A 14,086-nucleotide genomic window follows, 5' to 3' on the forward strand; every position below is an offset into this window, starting at 1 on the left:
TACCATTGAGTATAGCCGCTCTGCTTAACTGTACGGGCGCAGACATCTATCAAGGAGAGAGTTATGCAATTTTCAACGACCCCAACGCTGGAAGGTCAGCCGATTACGGGTTACTGCGGTGTGGTGACGGGCGAGGCGATCCTCGGGGCGAATATCTTTCGCGATTTCTTCGCCGGCATTCGCGATATCGTCGGTGGCCGCTCCGGCGCCTATGAGAAAGAGCTGCGTAAAGCGCGACAGATAGCGTTTAAGGAGCTGGAAGAACAGGCTAAAGCGCTGGGCGCTGATGCCGTGGTCGGCATTGATATTGATTACGAAACCGTGGGCAAAGACAGCAGCATGCTGATGGTCAGCGTAACGGGTACCGCGGTCAAACTGAGTCGTTGATGAGCCCGATGTCGATTATTCGCCCGCTGCTGGTGCTGCTGGCAGTGTGGCTCTACACCTCGATTACCCCGCAGGGACTTCATCCGCAGCAGGGTTACACGCTTGATACCCGCCAGGAGGCTTACGGCGCCCGCCCGCGCATTAAAGTGCTGGTGATCCACTACACCGCCGGGGATTTCTCTAACTCCCTCACTACGCTGACCGAGCGAGCCGTCAGCGCTCACTATCTGCTGCCCGCCACGCCGCCAAAATATGACGGTCAGCCGCTGGTGTGGCGCCTGGTGCCGGAGTCGATGCTCGCCTGGCATGCCGGGATCAGCTACTGGCGCGGCGCCACGCGGCTGAATGATACCTCGATTGGCATTGAGCTGGAGAACCCCGGCTGGCAGCGCACCGCCAGCGGCATCAGCTGGACGCCGTTCCCCGCCGGGCAGATGGCGGCGCTACTGCCGCTGGCGCGTGATATCATCAAACGCTACGGTATTCGTGCGCAGGATGTGGTAGCGCACAGTGATATTGCGCCGCTGCGCAAGCAGGATCCCGGCCCGCTGTTTCCCTGGCAGTGGTTTGCTCAGCAGGGCGTGGGGGCCTGGCCGGATGCCGCGCGCGTGACCTTTTATCTGGCCGGAAGGGCGCCGGGGCAGCGCGTCGATAAAGCGAAGCTGCTGGGTCTGCTGGCCAGCTATGGCTATGAGGTGACGAAAGAGATGGCGCCGTATCAGCAGCAGGCGCTGATTGCGGCGTTTCAGATGCACTTCCGCCCGGCGGATTATCGCGGCGTGGCCGATGCGGAAACCGAGGCCATCGCCGCTGCGCTGGTGGAAAAATATGGCACGGAGTAAGCGCGGTTAGTGCGCGGCGATAAATGCCTGCCACTCGCTGACCAGCGTCTGCAGGGCGGCGCGATCAACGTCGAGGTGCGTCACGAGGCGCGTGACCGCCCCGGCGCTCAGCAGGATACCGCGTGCTTTCATCCACGGTCCCAGCTGCGCGACCTGCGCCTGCGGCAGGCGCAGGAACACCATGTTGGTATCCTGACGCGTGACGTCGACGCCAATTTCACGCAGCGCCCCGGCAAGCCAGGCGGCGTTGTCGTGATCCTCTTTTAAGCGCTCAACATGATGCTCCAGCGCGTACAGCCCGGCCGCTGCCAGAATTCCCGCCTGGCGCATGCCGCCGCCGGTCATTTTACGCCAGCGGCGCGCGCGCGCGATAAACTCATGACTACCGCACAGCATTGCTCCCACGGGGCAGCCCAGCCCTTTTGACAGGCAGATGGTCAGCGTGTCGCAGTAGCGGGCGAGGGCCTCCAGCGGCACATCCAGCGCCACGGCGGCGTTAAAAATACGTGCGCCGTCAACATGCAGCGCCAGTTTATGTTCGCGGGTAAAATCCCATGCCTGCTGCAGATAGGCGAGCGGCAGCACTTTACCGTTGTGAGTGTTTTCCAGACTGAGCAGGCGGGTGATGGCGAAGTGCACATCATCAGGTTTGATAAACTGCGCCACGACATCCAGCGGCAGCGTACCGTCAGCCGCCGCCAGAATCGGCTGTGGCTGGATGCTACCCAAAACCGCTGCACCGCCCGCTTCGTATTTATAGTTGTGAGCCAGCTGGCCGACAATATACTCTTCGCCACGCTGGCAGTGGCACAGCAGCGCCACGAGATTGGCCTGTGTTGCGCTGGGGAGAAGCAGGGCGGCAGGCTTACCGCTCAGGCGTGCCACTTCAGCTTCCAGCTTATTGACGGTGGGATCATCGCCGTACACATCATCCCCGGTTTCAGCTGCCATCATGGCGGCCAGCATCGCCTGAGTGGGGCGGGTTACGGTATCACTACGTAAGTCGATCACGCTTGCTCTCCTGAAGTAAAAACGGACGCCGCAGCGTCCGTGAAAAGGCTTTAACTCTTTTACCGCAGCCAGTTGGTTTTTGCCAGATCAACCACCTCGTCGCCGCGACCGTTAATGATGGCGCGCAGCATATACAGGCTGAAGCCTTTAGCCTGCTCAAACTCAATCTGCGGCGGCATCGCCAGCTCCTCTTTGGCGGTCACCACATCAATCAGCGCCGGGCCATCGTGCGCCAGCGCCTGCTGGATCGCCTCATCCAGCTGCGAGGCCTGCTCAACGCGGATGCCTTTTACCCCGCAGGCATTGGCGATAGCGGCAAAGTTAGGATTCTCCAGTTCGGTACCGTCGGTGAGATAGCCGCCGGTTTTCATCTCCATCGCCACGAAGCCAAGCACGCTGTTGTTAAACACCACGATTTTGACCGGCAGTTTGAGCTGCGCTAACGAGAGGAAGTCGCCCATCAGCATGCTGAAGCCGCCATCGCCGCACATGGCAATCACCTGGCGCTGCTTATCAATGGCCTGTGCGCCAATCGCCTGCGGCATCGCATTGGCCATTGAACCGTGGCTGAAGGAGCCGAGCAGGCGACGCTTACCGTTCATTTTCAGATAGCGCGCCGCCCAGACGGTTGGCGTGCCGACATCGCAGGTGAAAATGGCATCTTCGCTGGCGTGCAGGCTGAGCTGCTGCGCCAGATACTGCGGATGGATCGGCTGCTTGTCATTGGCGGTCGCGAGGTCGTCCAGCTCTTTACGCGCTTTGGCATAGTGCTCCAGCGCCTTGTCCAGGAATCTGCGCTCTGACTTCACGCTCAGCTGCGGCAGCAGCGCGCTGAGGGTCGCTTTGATGTCGCCGACCAGCGCCATCTCCACGTGGCAGTGGCTGCCGATACTGCCCGGATTGATATCGATCTGAATAATCCTGGCTTTCGGCGGATAGAAGGCGCGATACGGGAACTGGCTGCCCAGCACCAGCAGCGTGTCGGCATTCATCATGGCATGATAGCCGGAGGAGAAGCCGATCAGTCCCGTCATGCCGACATCGTAGGGATTGTCGTACTCAATGTGCTCTTTACCGCGCAGGGCGTGAACCACCGGCGCTTTCAGCGTCTCCGCCAGCTTCACCACTTCGGCATGTGCGCCGGCGCAGCCGCTGCCGCACAGCAGTGTGATATCACCCGCCTGATTCAGCGCCTCCGCCAGCTTTGCCAGCTCGGCGGGGACCGGTTGCACCTGCGGCAGCTGCGGCGGATACCACTCGGATGATGCGCCTTCCGGGGCGGCACTCAGGGCGATGTCGCCGGGCAGCACCACCACTGAGACACCGCGATTGAGAATCGCTTTGCGCATCGCAATCGCCAGCACCTGCGGCAGCTGCTCCGGGTTTGAGACCAGCTCACAGTAGTGGCTGCATTCGCGGAACAGCTCCTGTGGATGCGTTTCCTGAAAATAGTTGCTGCCAATTTCGGCAGAAGGGATATGGGCGGCAATTGCCAGTACCGGAACATGGTTACGGTGGCAGTCGTAAAGGCCGTTGATCAGATGCAGGTTGCCCGGCCCGCAGGAACCCGCGCACACCGCCAGCTCCCCGCTAAGATGCGCCTCTGCACCCGCGGCGAAGGCGGCCACCTCCTCATGACGGGTCGGCATCCACTGGATAGTGCCCATTTTATTCAGGCTGTCACTCAGGCCGTTTAACGAGTCGCCGGTGACGCCCCAGATACGTTTCACGCCCGCGCTCTCAAGGGTTTTAGCCAGCAGTGCGGCAATAGTTTGCTTCATTAAATTCTCCCAGGTCAGAAATCCATTCGAATTGGCGAACAGTGCAAAGCATAGACGACTCTGCCAGACGGGGAGGATGATGTGATGCGTTAGCTCACTTGACCACCAGCAAGCCTGCTACCATCCTGATTAGAAACAACAGGAAAGCGCCCTATGATACTGCAACTGATTGAGATTAGCGGTTTTCGCGGTTTGAACCAGCTCTCACTACCGCTGGAGCAGGATAACGTGCTGATCGGGGAGAATGCCTGGGGGAAATCGAGCCTGCTGGATGCGCTGACCCTGCTGCTGGCACCCGGGGAACTCTACCAGTTTAGCCCCGCCGACTTTCACTGTTCGCCCGATGGCGCAGCAGCGCGCGCGCAGCAGATTGAGGTGCGCTTTACTTTTGCTGAGTATGAGGCCGGGCAGCATCAGGCGGCGCGCTATCAGCCGCTTAACGGGCTGTGGCAGCCCGCGCAGGGCGAGTTAAAACGGCTCTGCTACCGGGTTTGCGGCGAGCTGCAGCCAGAGAAGGCGGTGGTCACGCGCCATGAATTTGTTGATGCGAACGGCGCGGTCATCCCGGGGGATCAGACGGCGCGGGTGCAGACGCTGACGCGGCTCCATCCGGTTTTGCGCCTGCGCGATGCGCGCTTTAACCGGCGGCTACATCTGGAAGTGGACGCCTCTGGCGACCCGTCGTCATTTAACCAGCTGGCCAGCCAGATTGAGACGCTGACGCGGGATTTACAGTCGCGGCCACAGAATCTCACCGATGGCGCACTGCGTCAGGGGCTGAGCACCATGCAGCAGCTGTTAGAGCACTACTTCTCGGTTCAGCTGCCTGCGGCCTCTTCCCAGAGCGGACGTGCTGCTCATCAGCAGGCATCGCGGCGGGGCTGGCGCTATCTCGACAACATTAATCAGCTGATTGCGGATGCCGACAGCCGCAGCCGTCGCCTGATCCTGCTGCGGATGTTTGCCCTGCTGGTACAGGCGCGCGGCGCGCATCATCTTGACCCGCAGGCCAGGCCGCTGCTGCTGATTGAGGATCCTGAAACGCGCCTGCACCCGATTATGCTGGCGGTGGCCTGGGGACTGTTATCGCTGCTGCCGCTGCAAAAAATGGCCACCACCAACTCTGGCGAACTGCTCTCAATGGTACCGGTCGAGCAGGTCTGCCGCCTGGTGCGCGAGCCGCAGCGGGTCAAAGCCTGGCGCGTGGGGCCGCAGGGCATGAGCGCCGAAGAGAGCCGCCGCATTGCGTTCCACATCCGCTTTAACCGCCCCTCGGCGCTGTTTGCCCGCTGCTGGCTGTTGGTCGAGGGGGAGACGGAGGTGTGGGTGATGAACGAGCTGGCGCGCCAGTGCGGCTATCACTTTGCCGCGGAAGGGGTGAAAGTGATTGAGTTCGCGCAATCCGGGCTGCGCCCGCTGCTGAAGTTTGCGCGCCGGATGGGCATTGAGTGGCATGTACTGACCGACGGCGACGAAGCGGGCAAGAAATATTCTGCTACCGCCCGCAGCCAGCTGGAAGGGGACAGCCAGGCAGAACAGCAGCACCTGACGCAGTTACCCGCACTGGATATGGAGCATTTCCTGTACAGGCAGGGATTCGCAGAGGTATATCATCGTACGGCACGGCTGCCGCCCAATGCGCCGATGAACCTGCGGCGCGTCATCGCCAAAGCGATTCAGCACTCTTCCAAACCGGATTTAGCCATCGCGGTGGCGATGGATGCCGCACAGCGTGGCACGCAATCCGTTCCGCTGCTGTTACGCAACATGTTCGCCCAGGTACAGTGGCTGGCACGCGGCAAAGCGGATTAACCCGGTGGGCTTGAAAACGGGTTAACGCAACCCATATCTGTTGAAGGTCAGCGAGAAACAGAAAAATGCCAGCATCAGTGGCTGGCATTTTATCGTAGGGTTGTACAGAATGATTGTGAAGGGTCAGGCGCTAATTGCCATGGCCTCTTCCACAGGGACGATGAGGCTCGCATGATTGCCTTTTGGCCCCTCATGCACATCGAACTGGACTTGTTGCCCGGCTTTTAGCGTTCTGTATCCGTCCATCTTAATGGTCGAGTAGTGGGCGAAGATATCTTCGCCACCGCCCACCGGACAGATGAAACCGAAGCCTTTGGCGTTATTGAACCATTTAACAGTACCCGTCTCCATGCTTCTACATCCCTCGCAAGACATTCTAATTGAGTGGAGGTGTTCAGGCTTATTGACCTGACGGCTGATTAAAAGATATTCAGCCTGTTGCTGTACTGTAGAGAAATGGTATCAAGGGTCAAGCAAACGGACGGTTATCGCAGGGACAAAATCATCAAAATTTGAAGCAGTTAACGCTATTGCAAATTTTGTGATGAAGGTCGCGAAAGACCAGTTCTGTAGACAATTTCCACCGCGCCGCTCAACATTTTCTTCATGTTATTCCTAACCTGAATGATGTTAGTCTGGCGTAATCAGGTAACGTTGATCACACTGGGTATGTATGGGAAAGACTAACGACTGGCTTAACTTTGAACAGCTTGCTGATGACAAAGTGCGTGAAGAGCTCAAGCCACCATCGATGTATAAAGTTATTCTGAACAATGACGATTATACGCCTATGGAATTTGTTATTGACGTGCTGCAAAAGTTCTTTTCTTATGATGTTGAACGTGCAACGCAACTGATGCTTACGGTTCACTACCAGGGAAAGGCGATTTGTGGTGTTTTCACTGCCGAAGTGGCAGAGACCAAAGTCGCTCACGTGAACAAATATGCCAGGGAAAATGAGCATCCGTTGCTTTGTACGCTGGAAAAAGCCTGAATAAGGCGATCTATTGGGGGAGGTGCCTATGCTCAATCAAGAACTGGAACTCAGTTTAAATATGGCTTTCGCCAGAGCGCGTGAGCACCGACATGAGTTTATGACCGTCGAGCATTTGTTACTGGCTCTGCTCAGTAACCCGTCGGCCAGAGAGGCACTGGAAGCCTGTACGGTGGATATCGTGGCATTACGCCAGGAGCTTGAAGCCTTCATTGAACAAACCACCCCGGTCCTGCCGGTTAGTGAAGAAGAGCGCGACACACAGCCGACGCTCAGTTTCCAGCGCGTACTGCAGCGTGCAGTATTCCATGTCCAGTCTTCCGGCCGTAGTGAAGTGGCTGGGGCAAACGTCCTCGTGGCTATATTTAGCGAGCAGGAATCACAGGCAGCCTATCTGCTGCGCAAGCATGAAGTCAGCCGCCTTGATGTGGTGAACTTTATCTCTCACGGCACGCGCAAAGATGAGCCAGGCCCGGCATCTGGCGCGGAAAATCCGGTTAACGAAGAGCAAGCAGGCGGGGAGGATCGTATGGAAAACTTCACCACCAACCTTAACCAGCTTGCCCGTGTTGGCGGTATCGATCCGCTGATCGGCCGCGATAAAGAGCTGGAGCGTGCTGTCCAGGTGCTGTGCCGTCGCCGCAAGAATAACCCGCTGCTGGTGGGGGAGTCGGGCGTCGGTAAAACCGCGATTGCTGAGGGTCTCGCCTGGCGTATTGTGCAGGGCGACGTGCCGGAAGTGATGAAAGAGTGCACCATCTACTCGCTGGATATTGGCTCACTGCTGGCCGGGACTAAATATCGCGGTGACTTCGAGAAGCGTTTTAAAGCGCTGCTGAAACAGCTGGAGCAGGATAACAACAGCATTCTGTTTATCGATGAGATCCATACCATCATCGGTGCGGGTGCGGCCTCCGGCGGCCAGGTCGATGCGGCTAACCTGATCAAACCGCTGCTGTCGAGCGGCAAGATCCGCGTGATGGGCTCAACCACCTATCAGGAATTCAGCAATATCTTCGAAAAAGATCGTGCGCTGGCACGCCGCTTCCAGAAGATCGATATTACTGAACCTTCGATTGATGAAACGGTGCAGATCCTCACCGGATTGAAGCCGAAGTACGAAGCGCACCACGACGTGCGTTATACCGCGAAAGCGGTGCGTGCAGCGGTGGAGCTGGCGGTGAAATACATCAACGATCGTCATCTGCCGGACAAGGCGATCGACGTCATTGATGAAGCGGGGGCGCGTGCGCGCCTGATGCCAGTCAGCAAGCGCAAGAAAACGGTGAACGTGTCGGACATCGAAACGGTGGTGGCGCGTATTGCGCGTATTCCGGAGAAGAGCGTATCGGCTTCCGATCGCGACTCCCTGAAAACGCTGGGCGATCGCCTGAAAATGCTGGTGTTCGGCCAGGACAACGCCATTGAGGTGCTGACCGAAGCCATTAAGATGAGCCGTGCGGGGCTGGGCCAGGATCGTAAACCGGTCGGTTCCTTCCTGTTTGCTGGCCCTACCGGCGTCGGTAAAACCGAGGTGACCGTACAGCTGGCGAAAGCGCTGGGCATTGAGCTGCTGCGTTTTGATATGTCCGAGTATATGGAGCGCCACACCGTCAGTCGCCTGATTGGTGCGCCTCCGGGCTATGTTGGTTTTGACCAGGGCGGCCTGTTAACCGATGCGGTAATTAAACATCCGCACGCGGTGGTGCTGTTGGACGAAATCGAGAAGGCTCACCCGGACGTGTTCAACCTGCTGCTGCAGGTGATGGATAACGGGATGCTGACCGATAACAACGGCCGCAAAGCGGACTTCCGCAATGTGGTGGTGGTGATGACCACCAACGCCGGGGTAAGGGAAACGGAACGTAAATCTATCGGCCTGATCCAGCAGGACAACAGCACCGATGCGATGGAAGAGATCAAAAAGATCTTTACCCCAGAGTTCCGTAACCGTCTGGATAATATTATCTGGTTTAAGCATCTCGACCAGGCCGTTATTCATCAGGTGGTCGACAAGTTTATTGTCGAACTGCAGGCTCAGCTGGATGCCAAAGGCGTCTCGCTGGAAGTCAGTGATGATGCGCGTGACTGGCTGGCAGAGAAAGGTTACGACAAAGCGATGGGTGCGCGCCCGATGGCGCGTACCGTGCAGGAGAGCCTGAAGAAACCGCTGGCTAATGAACTGCTGTTTGGTTCGCTGGTTGACGGCGGCTCGGTATCAGTGGCGCTGGATAAAGACAAAAACCAGCTGACCTACCACTTCCTCAGCGCCGAGAAGCGTAAAGCGGAAGGCACCGTTCACTAACCGCTAACCGCGATGTGAATAAAAAAGCCTGATGAATATCATCAGGCTTTTTTTTATCTATCGACAGCTGGGTTGCAGCCGCAGTAACGACGGCCAGAGTGCGGCCCAGTCGCCGCCGTGCGTCATTCCCGCCACGCTGACAATACGTACGCAGGGGCTGTGGCTGGCCTGCGCGTAACCCTGCGTCACGCTTGCAGGGACTACCCGATCGTCGCTGCCGGAGAAGTGGATCTGCGGCAGCCGCGCCAGGGCAGGCGCCACCTCTTTGGCATTCAGCGAGCCCGGCATTGCGCTGGCCTGATGCAGCCGGTTCACTTCCTCACTGTCCAGATTGCCCGCCACGGTGCGCAGTGACTGGATATCCTGGCGTTTTGCCGCCACCAGCGCGGCCACCGCACCGCCGCCGGAATACCCGGTCAGCACCACCGGCTGACCGGGCGTCTGGCGTACCAGCTGGCTGACGGCATCGTTCATTGCGTCAATTACGGCGGGCGCAAAGCGCAGATCGGTCCACCAGCGGGTGTCACAGCCTGGGCTGCGCGTCATGGCAATGAACTGGCAGGGGCGGGCGAGGTAGATCACATTGGCAGCGCGATCTGCGGCAGCAAGCCGCAGCGCGACAGGGTTAAAAGGGGTCGGGTCATGGGAAGGCTGGCTGGGCGTGACCCAGGCAAAGCCATCGCCCTCAACGTAGAGATGCAGCGGCTGGCGCGGATCGCTTATTCGCCCCCACCAGCGGAGAATAAAGGGCGCGGCGTGAATTTCGCCGCGCTGGAATCCCGCCGACTGCGCAATGGCATCGGCGGTTTCAGTACGATTGGCTGGGGCACAGCCGCCGCAAAGCAGGCTGCACCCCAGTAATCCTGCGCTTAAAAACGTCAGTCTCATCGGCAGATCAGAACAGCTTACGCACTTGCAGGCTGATGGTTTGCCCCTCAAAGTGCGGAGCGGCCTGCAGGTCATAGCGCGCTTCCAGGCTCAAGTCATCAGCATGGGCCAGCGTGGCACCAATACTGGCTTCGGCACTGTCTTTAGCAGGGCTGGCGCCCGCAGTGGTGAAGCGCGTTTCGCCAATGCTGTCTGCACTGAAGCCGGAGGAGGTTTTCATCGGGCTGCGGTCATACTGATGCGTCCACATCAGCTGTACAAACGGCGACAGCGCTCCGGCACCGGTTGACCAGCTGTGCGCCAGCTTGCTGCCGAGGCTGCTCTCGATCGACTGGCTGTGCGCGCTGTCGACGGATAGTGCACTACCGCCATCGCTGCTCTCCTGGTAGCTGCCCTGATGCAGATAGCTGTAGCTCATGCTGGCCAGCGGGGTGAGCACGGTGGCATCGCCCAGCGCCAGCGGATAGCCAAACTCACCTTTCACTGCGGCCTGCTGACCGTGAAAATGGCTACTGGCGCTGTCGTTAAAGCCGCTAAAGTCAACGGCGCGCTGGCTTTCGTAGGACTGGCGGGTCAGGCTGGTGCTGAGGTTGACAAACCACGGTTCGCCGGTATAGCTGGCGTAAGCGATACCGCCCCAGGCGTCGACATCGCTGCTGTTGCCCTTCAGGTTATCAGCGCCTTTAACCGAGGTACGGCTGTAGCTCAGCGCCACGCCCGCGCGCCAGTTGCCGGGCAGCTGGCGGTCAAGACCCAGCACCAGGCCGCCGTAGTGGGCGCGATAGCCGCTGACGTTATCCGTCATGCCCTGGCGAGCACTGCCGTAGAACGGTTTGCCCCAGGCCGCCCAGTCGAGGCTGTCATCACCGGTGGCGATACCGCGAGCGCTGCCGCTTTGCGCGGTGCGCAGACCGTCCAGATGGCTGCCGACCACGCCCAGCGCATCCATGGATGCGGAGGCGGTTGCGGCGGAAGCCATGCTGTTCTGTGCCGGAGCCAGCTGTTCGCCAATACGGTTAGCCTCAGCCTGCGTGGTAATGGTTTTGGAGGCGTTAAACAGGTCGAGCAGGCCAGCAGAAAAGCCGCTGTAGCTGGAGAGCCCGTTGATCGAGGCAATCGCATTACCGGTGGTGGGCAGCGGTTTGGCCGCTACCGGAGCGGTTGGCGTGGTCGGCGTCACCGGGATTACCGGAATGACTGGCGTTACCGGAGTGACCGGGGTGACAGGCTCTGTCGGCGTGGTCGGAGGTGAAACCGGCACCGTTGGCGTGGTCGGGGTGACTGGCGGTGCTGGCGTCACTGGCGTTGGTGGTGTTGGTGGCGTCACTGGTGGTGTGGGGGCGGGGTCATCGAGATAGAGCGCCAGATCGCTGCTGCTACCGTTATCGACCACTTTCGCCGTGACCACGCCGTTATAGTTATCCACCACGTAGTGCAGGGCGCTGGCATTGTAGGTCGCGCTGCCTGCGCTGATTGCCAGATAGCGCTGGCCGCTGGCAAAGCCATAGCTGCTGCCGGTGCTGCTTAAACGGATGGTCGAGCCGGAATCAATCAGCGCGTTGCCGCTGACGGTCAGGCGGCCATAGCCGATATCCAGCGCGCTGCCCTGGCCAAACGTGGCGTCAGAAACCCCGAGATTAAGGATGGCATCTTGGGTCTGATGGTAGTTGCCGCTAATGGTGAGTGGCTGGGTGACCAGCACATCAGCACTGTTGGTAAGGGTGTGGCTGCCCCCCAGGTCTACATTATCATTCAGCAGCAGCATTCCCCCGCCAAAGCTGACATCGGCGCCGGTGGCGACAATCTGGCCAGTCGGGTTACCCATCATCGGACCGATAAAGAAATGGTTTGCGCCGGTCAGCTGCCCCCGGCGGTCACTGCCGCCGTTAATCACCAGTTCATTGCTGGAGGTGTGGACAATATTGCCGGCAATGGTGCCGCTGTTATTGATAGTGCCGATGGCACCATTAAGACTGTTAGTGATTGCGTTGTTAGTGAATGCATTCAAACCGGGATTGAAGGAGCCGATATAACCGTCGTTGTTCAGCGTGGTTATCTGACCCCGGTTGAAAATCGCCGTTTGGCCGCCGGAAATTATTCCGTTTTCAGTGATGTTCAGCGAACTGATAGTGCCGAAATTGGCGATGCCGATGCCGCTAAATTGTGAGCCTGTAAAGTTGTCACTGTTGATAACACCGTTGTTTATCAGGGTGCCGATGCTGCTATCGTTTTCAATCGCAATGCCCGTAGTGGAAGTGATAGAGCCGGAGTTCTTCAATGAAGCGAGAGAGCCGCTGTTGTACAGGGCGATCTGATTCTGATTATAAATAGTCCCCTGATTCTCGATCAGAGTGGTTATCTGAGCGTTTTGCACAGCGAACTGCTCACTGCCGGTACTCACCACGCCATCGGGCGTGATGGTTAACGTATCGGTCGATACCAGATAAGGGGCCGCGAAAGAGGAATCGTTAATCACATCGGTGGGTACAGGCGTTGCATGAGCCAGGGTGACGCACTGCGCCGCCGCCAGGGCAATCACCAGCGGTTTGAGCGGGAAAGCGTGAAGCGTTGTTTTCATTATTTTGCCACCATCAGAGTTATCAGGGCTGATTCATTCAGCTATTTTTAAGAATATTCTGATTTATCGGCACGGCATGAAGGCACTTTAGCGGGGCTGGAAAATATATCTGGCGCATAAAAAAACCGGACTGAGAGCAGTCCGGTTTGGATTATCAGTGCGGCAAGCGTTAACGCGGCAGCACGGCAGAATGGGGCAAATTAGCGACTACGGAAGACAATGCGGCCTTTGCTCAGGTCGTACGGGGTCAGCTCTACAGTGACTTTGTCGCCCGTCAGGATGCGGATATAGTTTTTGCGCATTTTACCGGAGATATGAGCGGTAACCACGTGACCGTTTTCCAATTCAACGCGGAACATGGTGTTAGGTAACGTATCGAGTACGGTACCCTGCATTTCAATATTGTCTTCTTTGGCCATCGAATCCTCTAGGTGGACTACCTTAGTTTTGAACCGGCAAGATAATGCCGAATTTCACGTATTAAGTAAAGAATTGTGGATGAATTCACCCACATCAACCCCTCTAAAGCGCACACCTGGCGCAGACGGGTTACGTTTAAATCTGGAGTAAATGGCGTCAGCGTGGGGGAACAGCGGGCTAAGAATCTGTTTAAATATGCTTTTGTCGCACGATTAAAACAGTTCTGACAAGGTGCGTTGAGATTCCCAGCCTGGTATTCCGCATCACCATCTTGTACCGGTGAAAGGCGGACGACATACCAAACGCGCATATTATATCACTGTTCTCATCGCCATGCCTGGAAAACATCGGGAGATTGCATTAAAAAAGCCGCTGCGGTTGCCAGCAGTCGGTGATAAGTGGCTGATGTGCCAAGGAATAGACGTACTGCAGATAGCTGGCGCGCGCGATCTCCTCCGCGCCGAGTGAGGCGGTATGAGGGTTAAGCACCTGACAGTCTATCAGCTTACCGCCCTGGCGATGGAACCACTCGCTAAACACCAGCAGCGCCGTTTTGGAGGCATTCTCCCGCCGGCTGAACATCGACTCGCCGCAAAAAATTTGCCCGAGCGCCAGGCCGTACATGCCGCCCACCAGTTCGTCGCCGAGCCACACTTCAATCGACTGCGCATGCCCGAGTTCGAACAGCTTGAGCCAGGCGCGCTTCACTTCAAAGGTGATCCAGGTACCTTCCTCACGATCGCTGGCGCAGCCTTCGATCACCTGCTGAAAGTCCTGATTGATCGTTACCCGGTAGGGCGACCTGCTGTGAAAGCGCTTCATACTGCGGCTGAGGTGAAAGGCTTCGGGTAACAGCACGGCGCGCGGATCGGGTGACCACCACAGGATCGGATCGCCGGGTGAAAACCACGGGAAGATCCCCTTGTGGTAGGCATTGAGCAGACGAGCCGGGCTCAGGTCGCCGCCCATTGCCAGCAGGCCATTAGGTTCCCGCAGCGCCATTTCTGGCGGCGGGAAGTTTAACGATTCGCGTGAAAGCTGTATCAGGCGCATCCGCAGATTCTCAAC

12 protein-coding genes are annotated in these 14,086 nt (G+C 58.1%); 5 read left to right on the forward strand and 7 right to left on the reverse strand.

The features are described 5' to 3' along the window. Positions 1 to 63 precede the first annotated feature (63 nt). Complete coding sequence (locus J2Y91_RS15590; protein WP_048916560.1) at positions 64 to 387, forward strand: heavy metal-binding domain-containing protein; 324 nt, start codon at positions 64 to 66, stop codon at positions 385 to 387. Continuing rightward, positions 387 to 1,229 carry an N-acetylmuramoyl-L-alanine amidase gene (locus J2Y91_RS15595; protein WP_253538737.1) on the forward strand — a complete coding sequence of 281 codons (843 nt, stop codon included), beginning with the start codon at positions 387 to 389 and terminating at the stop codon, positions 1,227 to 1,229. The genes J2Y91_RS15590 and J2Y91_RS15595 overlap by 1 nt, the downstream gene beginning before the upstream one ends. Positions 1,230 to 1,235: 6 nt before the next feature. Here the strand turns inward: J2Y91_RS15595 and ltaE are convergent, their stop codons facing one another. Both ltaE and poxB read right to left on the reverse strand, forming a co-directional pair. Further along, positions 1,236 to 2,240, reverse strand: coding sequence for a low-specificity L-threonine aldolase (gene ltaE / locus J2Y91_RS15600; protein ID WP_253538740.1), 1,005 nt, complete (start codon positions 2,238 to 2,240; stop codon positions 1,236 to 1,238). A gap of 59 nt (positions 2,241 to 2,299) precedes the next feature. Further along, entirely contained in the window at positions 2,300 to 4,021 is a 1,722-nt protein-coding gene (gene poxB / locus J2Y91_RS15605; RefSeq protein ID WP_048916557.1) for a ubiquinone-dependent pyruvate dehydrogenase, read from the reverse strand. Positions 4,022 to 4,174: 153 nt separating this feature from the next. On the opposite strand from poxB, the gene J2Y91_RS15610 reads away from it, so the two are divergent. Next, entirely contained in the window at positions 4,175 to 5,833 is a 1,659-nt protein-coding gene (locus J2Y91_RS15610) for an ATP-dependent nuclease (protein WP_133624079.1), read from the forward strand. A 123-nt stretch (positions 5,834 to 5,956) separates the two neighbouring features. Here the strand turns inward: J2Y91_RS15610 and cspD are convergent, their stop codons facing one another. Continuing rightward, positions 5,957 to 6,184, reverse strand: a complete 228-nt coding sequence (gene cspD / locus J2Y91_RS15615) for a cold shock-like protein CspD (protein WP_048916555.1) — start codon at positions 6,182 to 6,184, stop codon at positions 5,957 to 5,959. 322 nt (positions 6,185 to 6,506) lie between these two features. Between cspD and clpS the strand changes: the two genes are divergently transcribed. Next, positions 6,507 to 6,827, forward strand: a complete 321-nt coding sequence (clpS, locus tag J2Y91_RS15620; protein ID WP_133624078.1) for an ATP-dependent Clp protease adapter ClpS — start codon at positions 6,507 to 6,509, stop codon at positions 6,825 to 6,827. A gap of 28 nt (positions 6,828 to 6,855) precedes the next feature. After that, positions 6,856 to 9,132 (forward strand): ATP-dependent Clp protease ATP-binding subunit ClpA, encoded by a 2,277-nt coding sequence (clpA, locus tag J2Y91_RS15625; RefSeq protein ID WP_133624077.1) that lies wholly within the window; start codon positions 6,856 to 6,858, stop codon positions 9,130 to 9,132. A gap of 57 nt (positions 9,133 to 9,189) precedes the next feature. On the opposite strand, the gene J2Y91_RS15630 is transcribed toward clpA, so the two are convergent. From J2Y91_RS15630 to aat, 4 genes are all read right to left on the reverse strand, one after another. Then, positions 9,190 to 10,020 (reverse strand): alpha/beta hydrolase, encoded by an 831-nt coding sequence (locus J2Y91_RS15630; protein ID WP_133624076.1) that lies wholly within the window; start codon positions 10,018 to 10,020, stop codon positions 9,190 to 9,192. Positions 10,021 to 10,027: 7 nt separating this feature from the next. After that, the gene (locus J2Y91_RS15635) at positions 10,028 to 12,598 is read right to left on the reverse strand and encodes an autotransporter family protein (protein WP_253538743.1); all 2,571 of its coding nucleotides are present in this window, start codon (positions 12,596 to 12,598) and stop codon (positions 10,028 to 10,030) included. 200 nt (positions 12,599 to 12,798) lie between these two features. Continuing rightward, entirely contained in the window at positions 12,799 to 13,017 is a 219-nt protein-coding gene (gene infA / locus J2Y91_RS15640) for a translation initiation factor IF-1 (protein WP_002211347.1), read from the reverse strand. A gap of 361 nt (positions 13,018 to 13,378) precedes the next feature. Beyond that, a complete protein-coding gene (gene aat / locus J2Y91_RS15645) occupies positions 13,379 to 14,071 on the reverse strand; it encodes a leucyl/phenylalanyl-tRNA--protein transferase (protein ID WP_133624074.1) in 693 nt (230 codons plus the stop codon). Positions 14,072 to 14,086: the final 15 nt, after the last annotated feature.

This window comes from Erwinia aphidicola, from assembly GCF_024169515.1.
Lineage (GTDB): Bacteria > Pseudomonadota > Gammaproteobacteria > Enterobacterales > Enterobacteriaceae > Erwinia > Erwinia aphidicola.

Excerpts from the sequence above, each read along its gene's own strand:
- J2Y91_RS15635 (WP_253538743.1), bottom strand. The coding sequence starts at position 12,598 with ATGAAAACAACGCTTCACGCTTTCCCGCTCAAACCGCTGGTGATTGCC.
- J2Y91_RS15630 (WP_133624076.1), bottom strand. The coding sequence starts at position 10,020 with ATGAGACTGACGTTTTTAAGCGCAGGATTACTGGGGTGCAGCCTGCTT.
- J2Y91_RS15610 (WP_133624079.1), top strand. The coding sequence starts at position 4,175 with ATGATACTGCAACTGATTGAGATTAGCGGTTTTCGCGGTTTGAACCAG.
- infA (WP_002211347.1), bottom strand. The coding sequence starts at position 13,017 with ATGGCCAAAGAAGACAATATTGAAATGCAGGGTACCGTACTCGATACG.
- J2Y91_RS15595 (WP_253538737.1), top strand. The coding sequence starts at position 387 with ATGAGCCCGATGTCGATTATTCGCCCGCTGCTGGTGCTGCTGGCAGTG.
- aat (WP_133624074.1), bottom strand. The coding sequence starts at position 14,071 with ATGCGCCTGATACAGCTTTCACGCGAATCGTTAAACTTCCCGCCGCCA.
- poxB (WP_048916557.1), bottom strand. The coding sequence starts at position 4,021 with ATGAAGCAAACTATTGCCGCACTGCTGGCTAAAACCCTTGAGAGCGCG.
- clpA (WP_133624077.1), top strand. The coding sequence starts at position 6,856 with ATGCTCAATCAAGAACTGGAACTCAGTTTAAATATGGCTTTCGCCAGA.
- clpS (WP_133624078.1), top strand. The coding sequence starts at position 6,507 with ATGGGAAAGACTAACGACTGGCTTAACTTTGAACAGCTTGCTGATGAC.
- J2Y91_RS15590 (WP_048916560.1), top strand. The coding sequence starts at position 64 with ATGCAATTTTCAACGACCCCAACGCTGGAAGGTCAGCCGATTACGGGT.
- cspD (WP_048916555.1), bottom strand. The coding sequence starts at position 6,184 with ATGGAGACGGGTACTGTTAAATGGTTCAATAACGCCAAAGGCTTCGGT.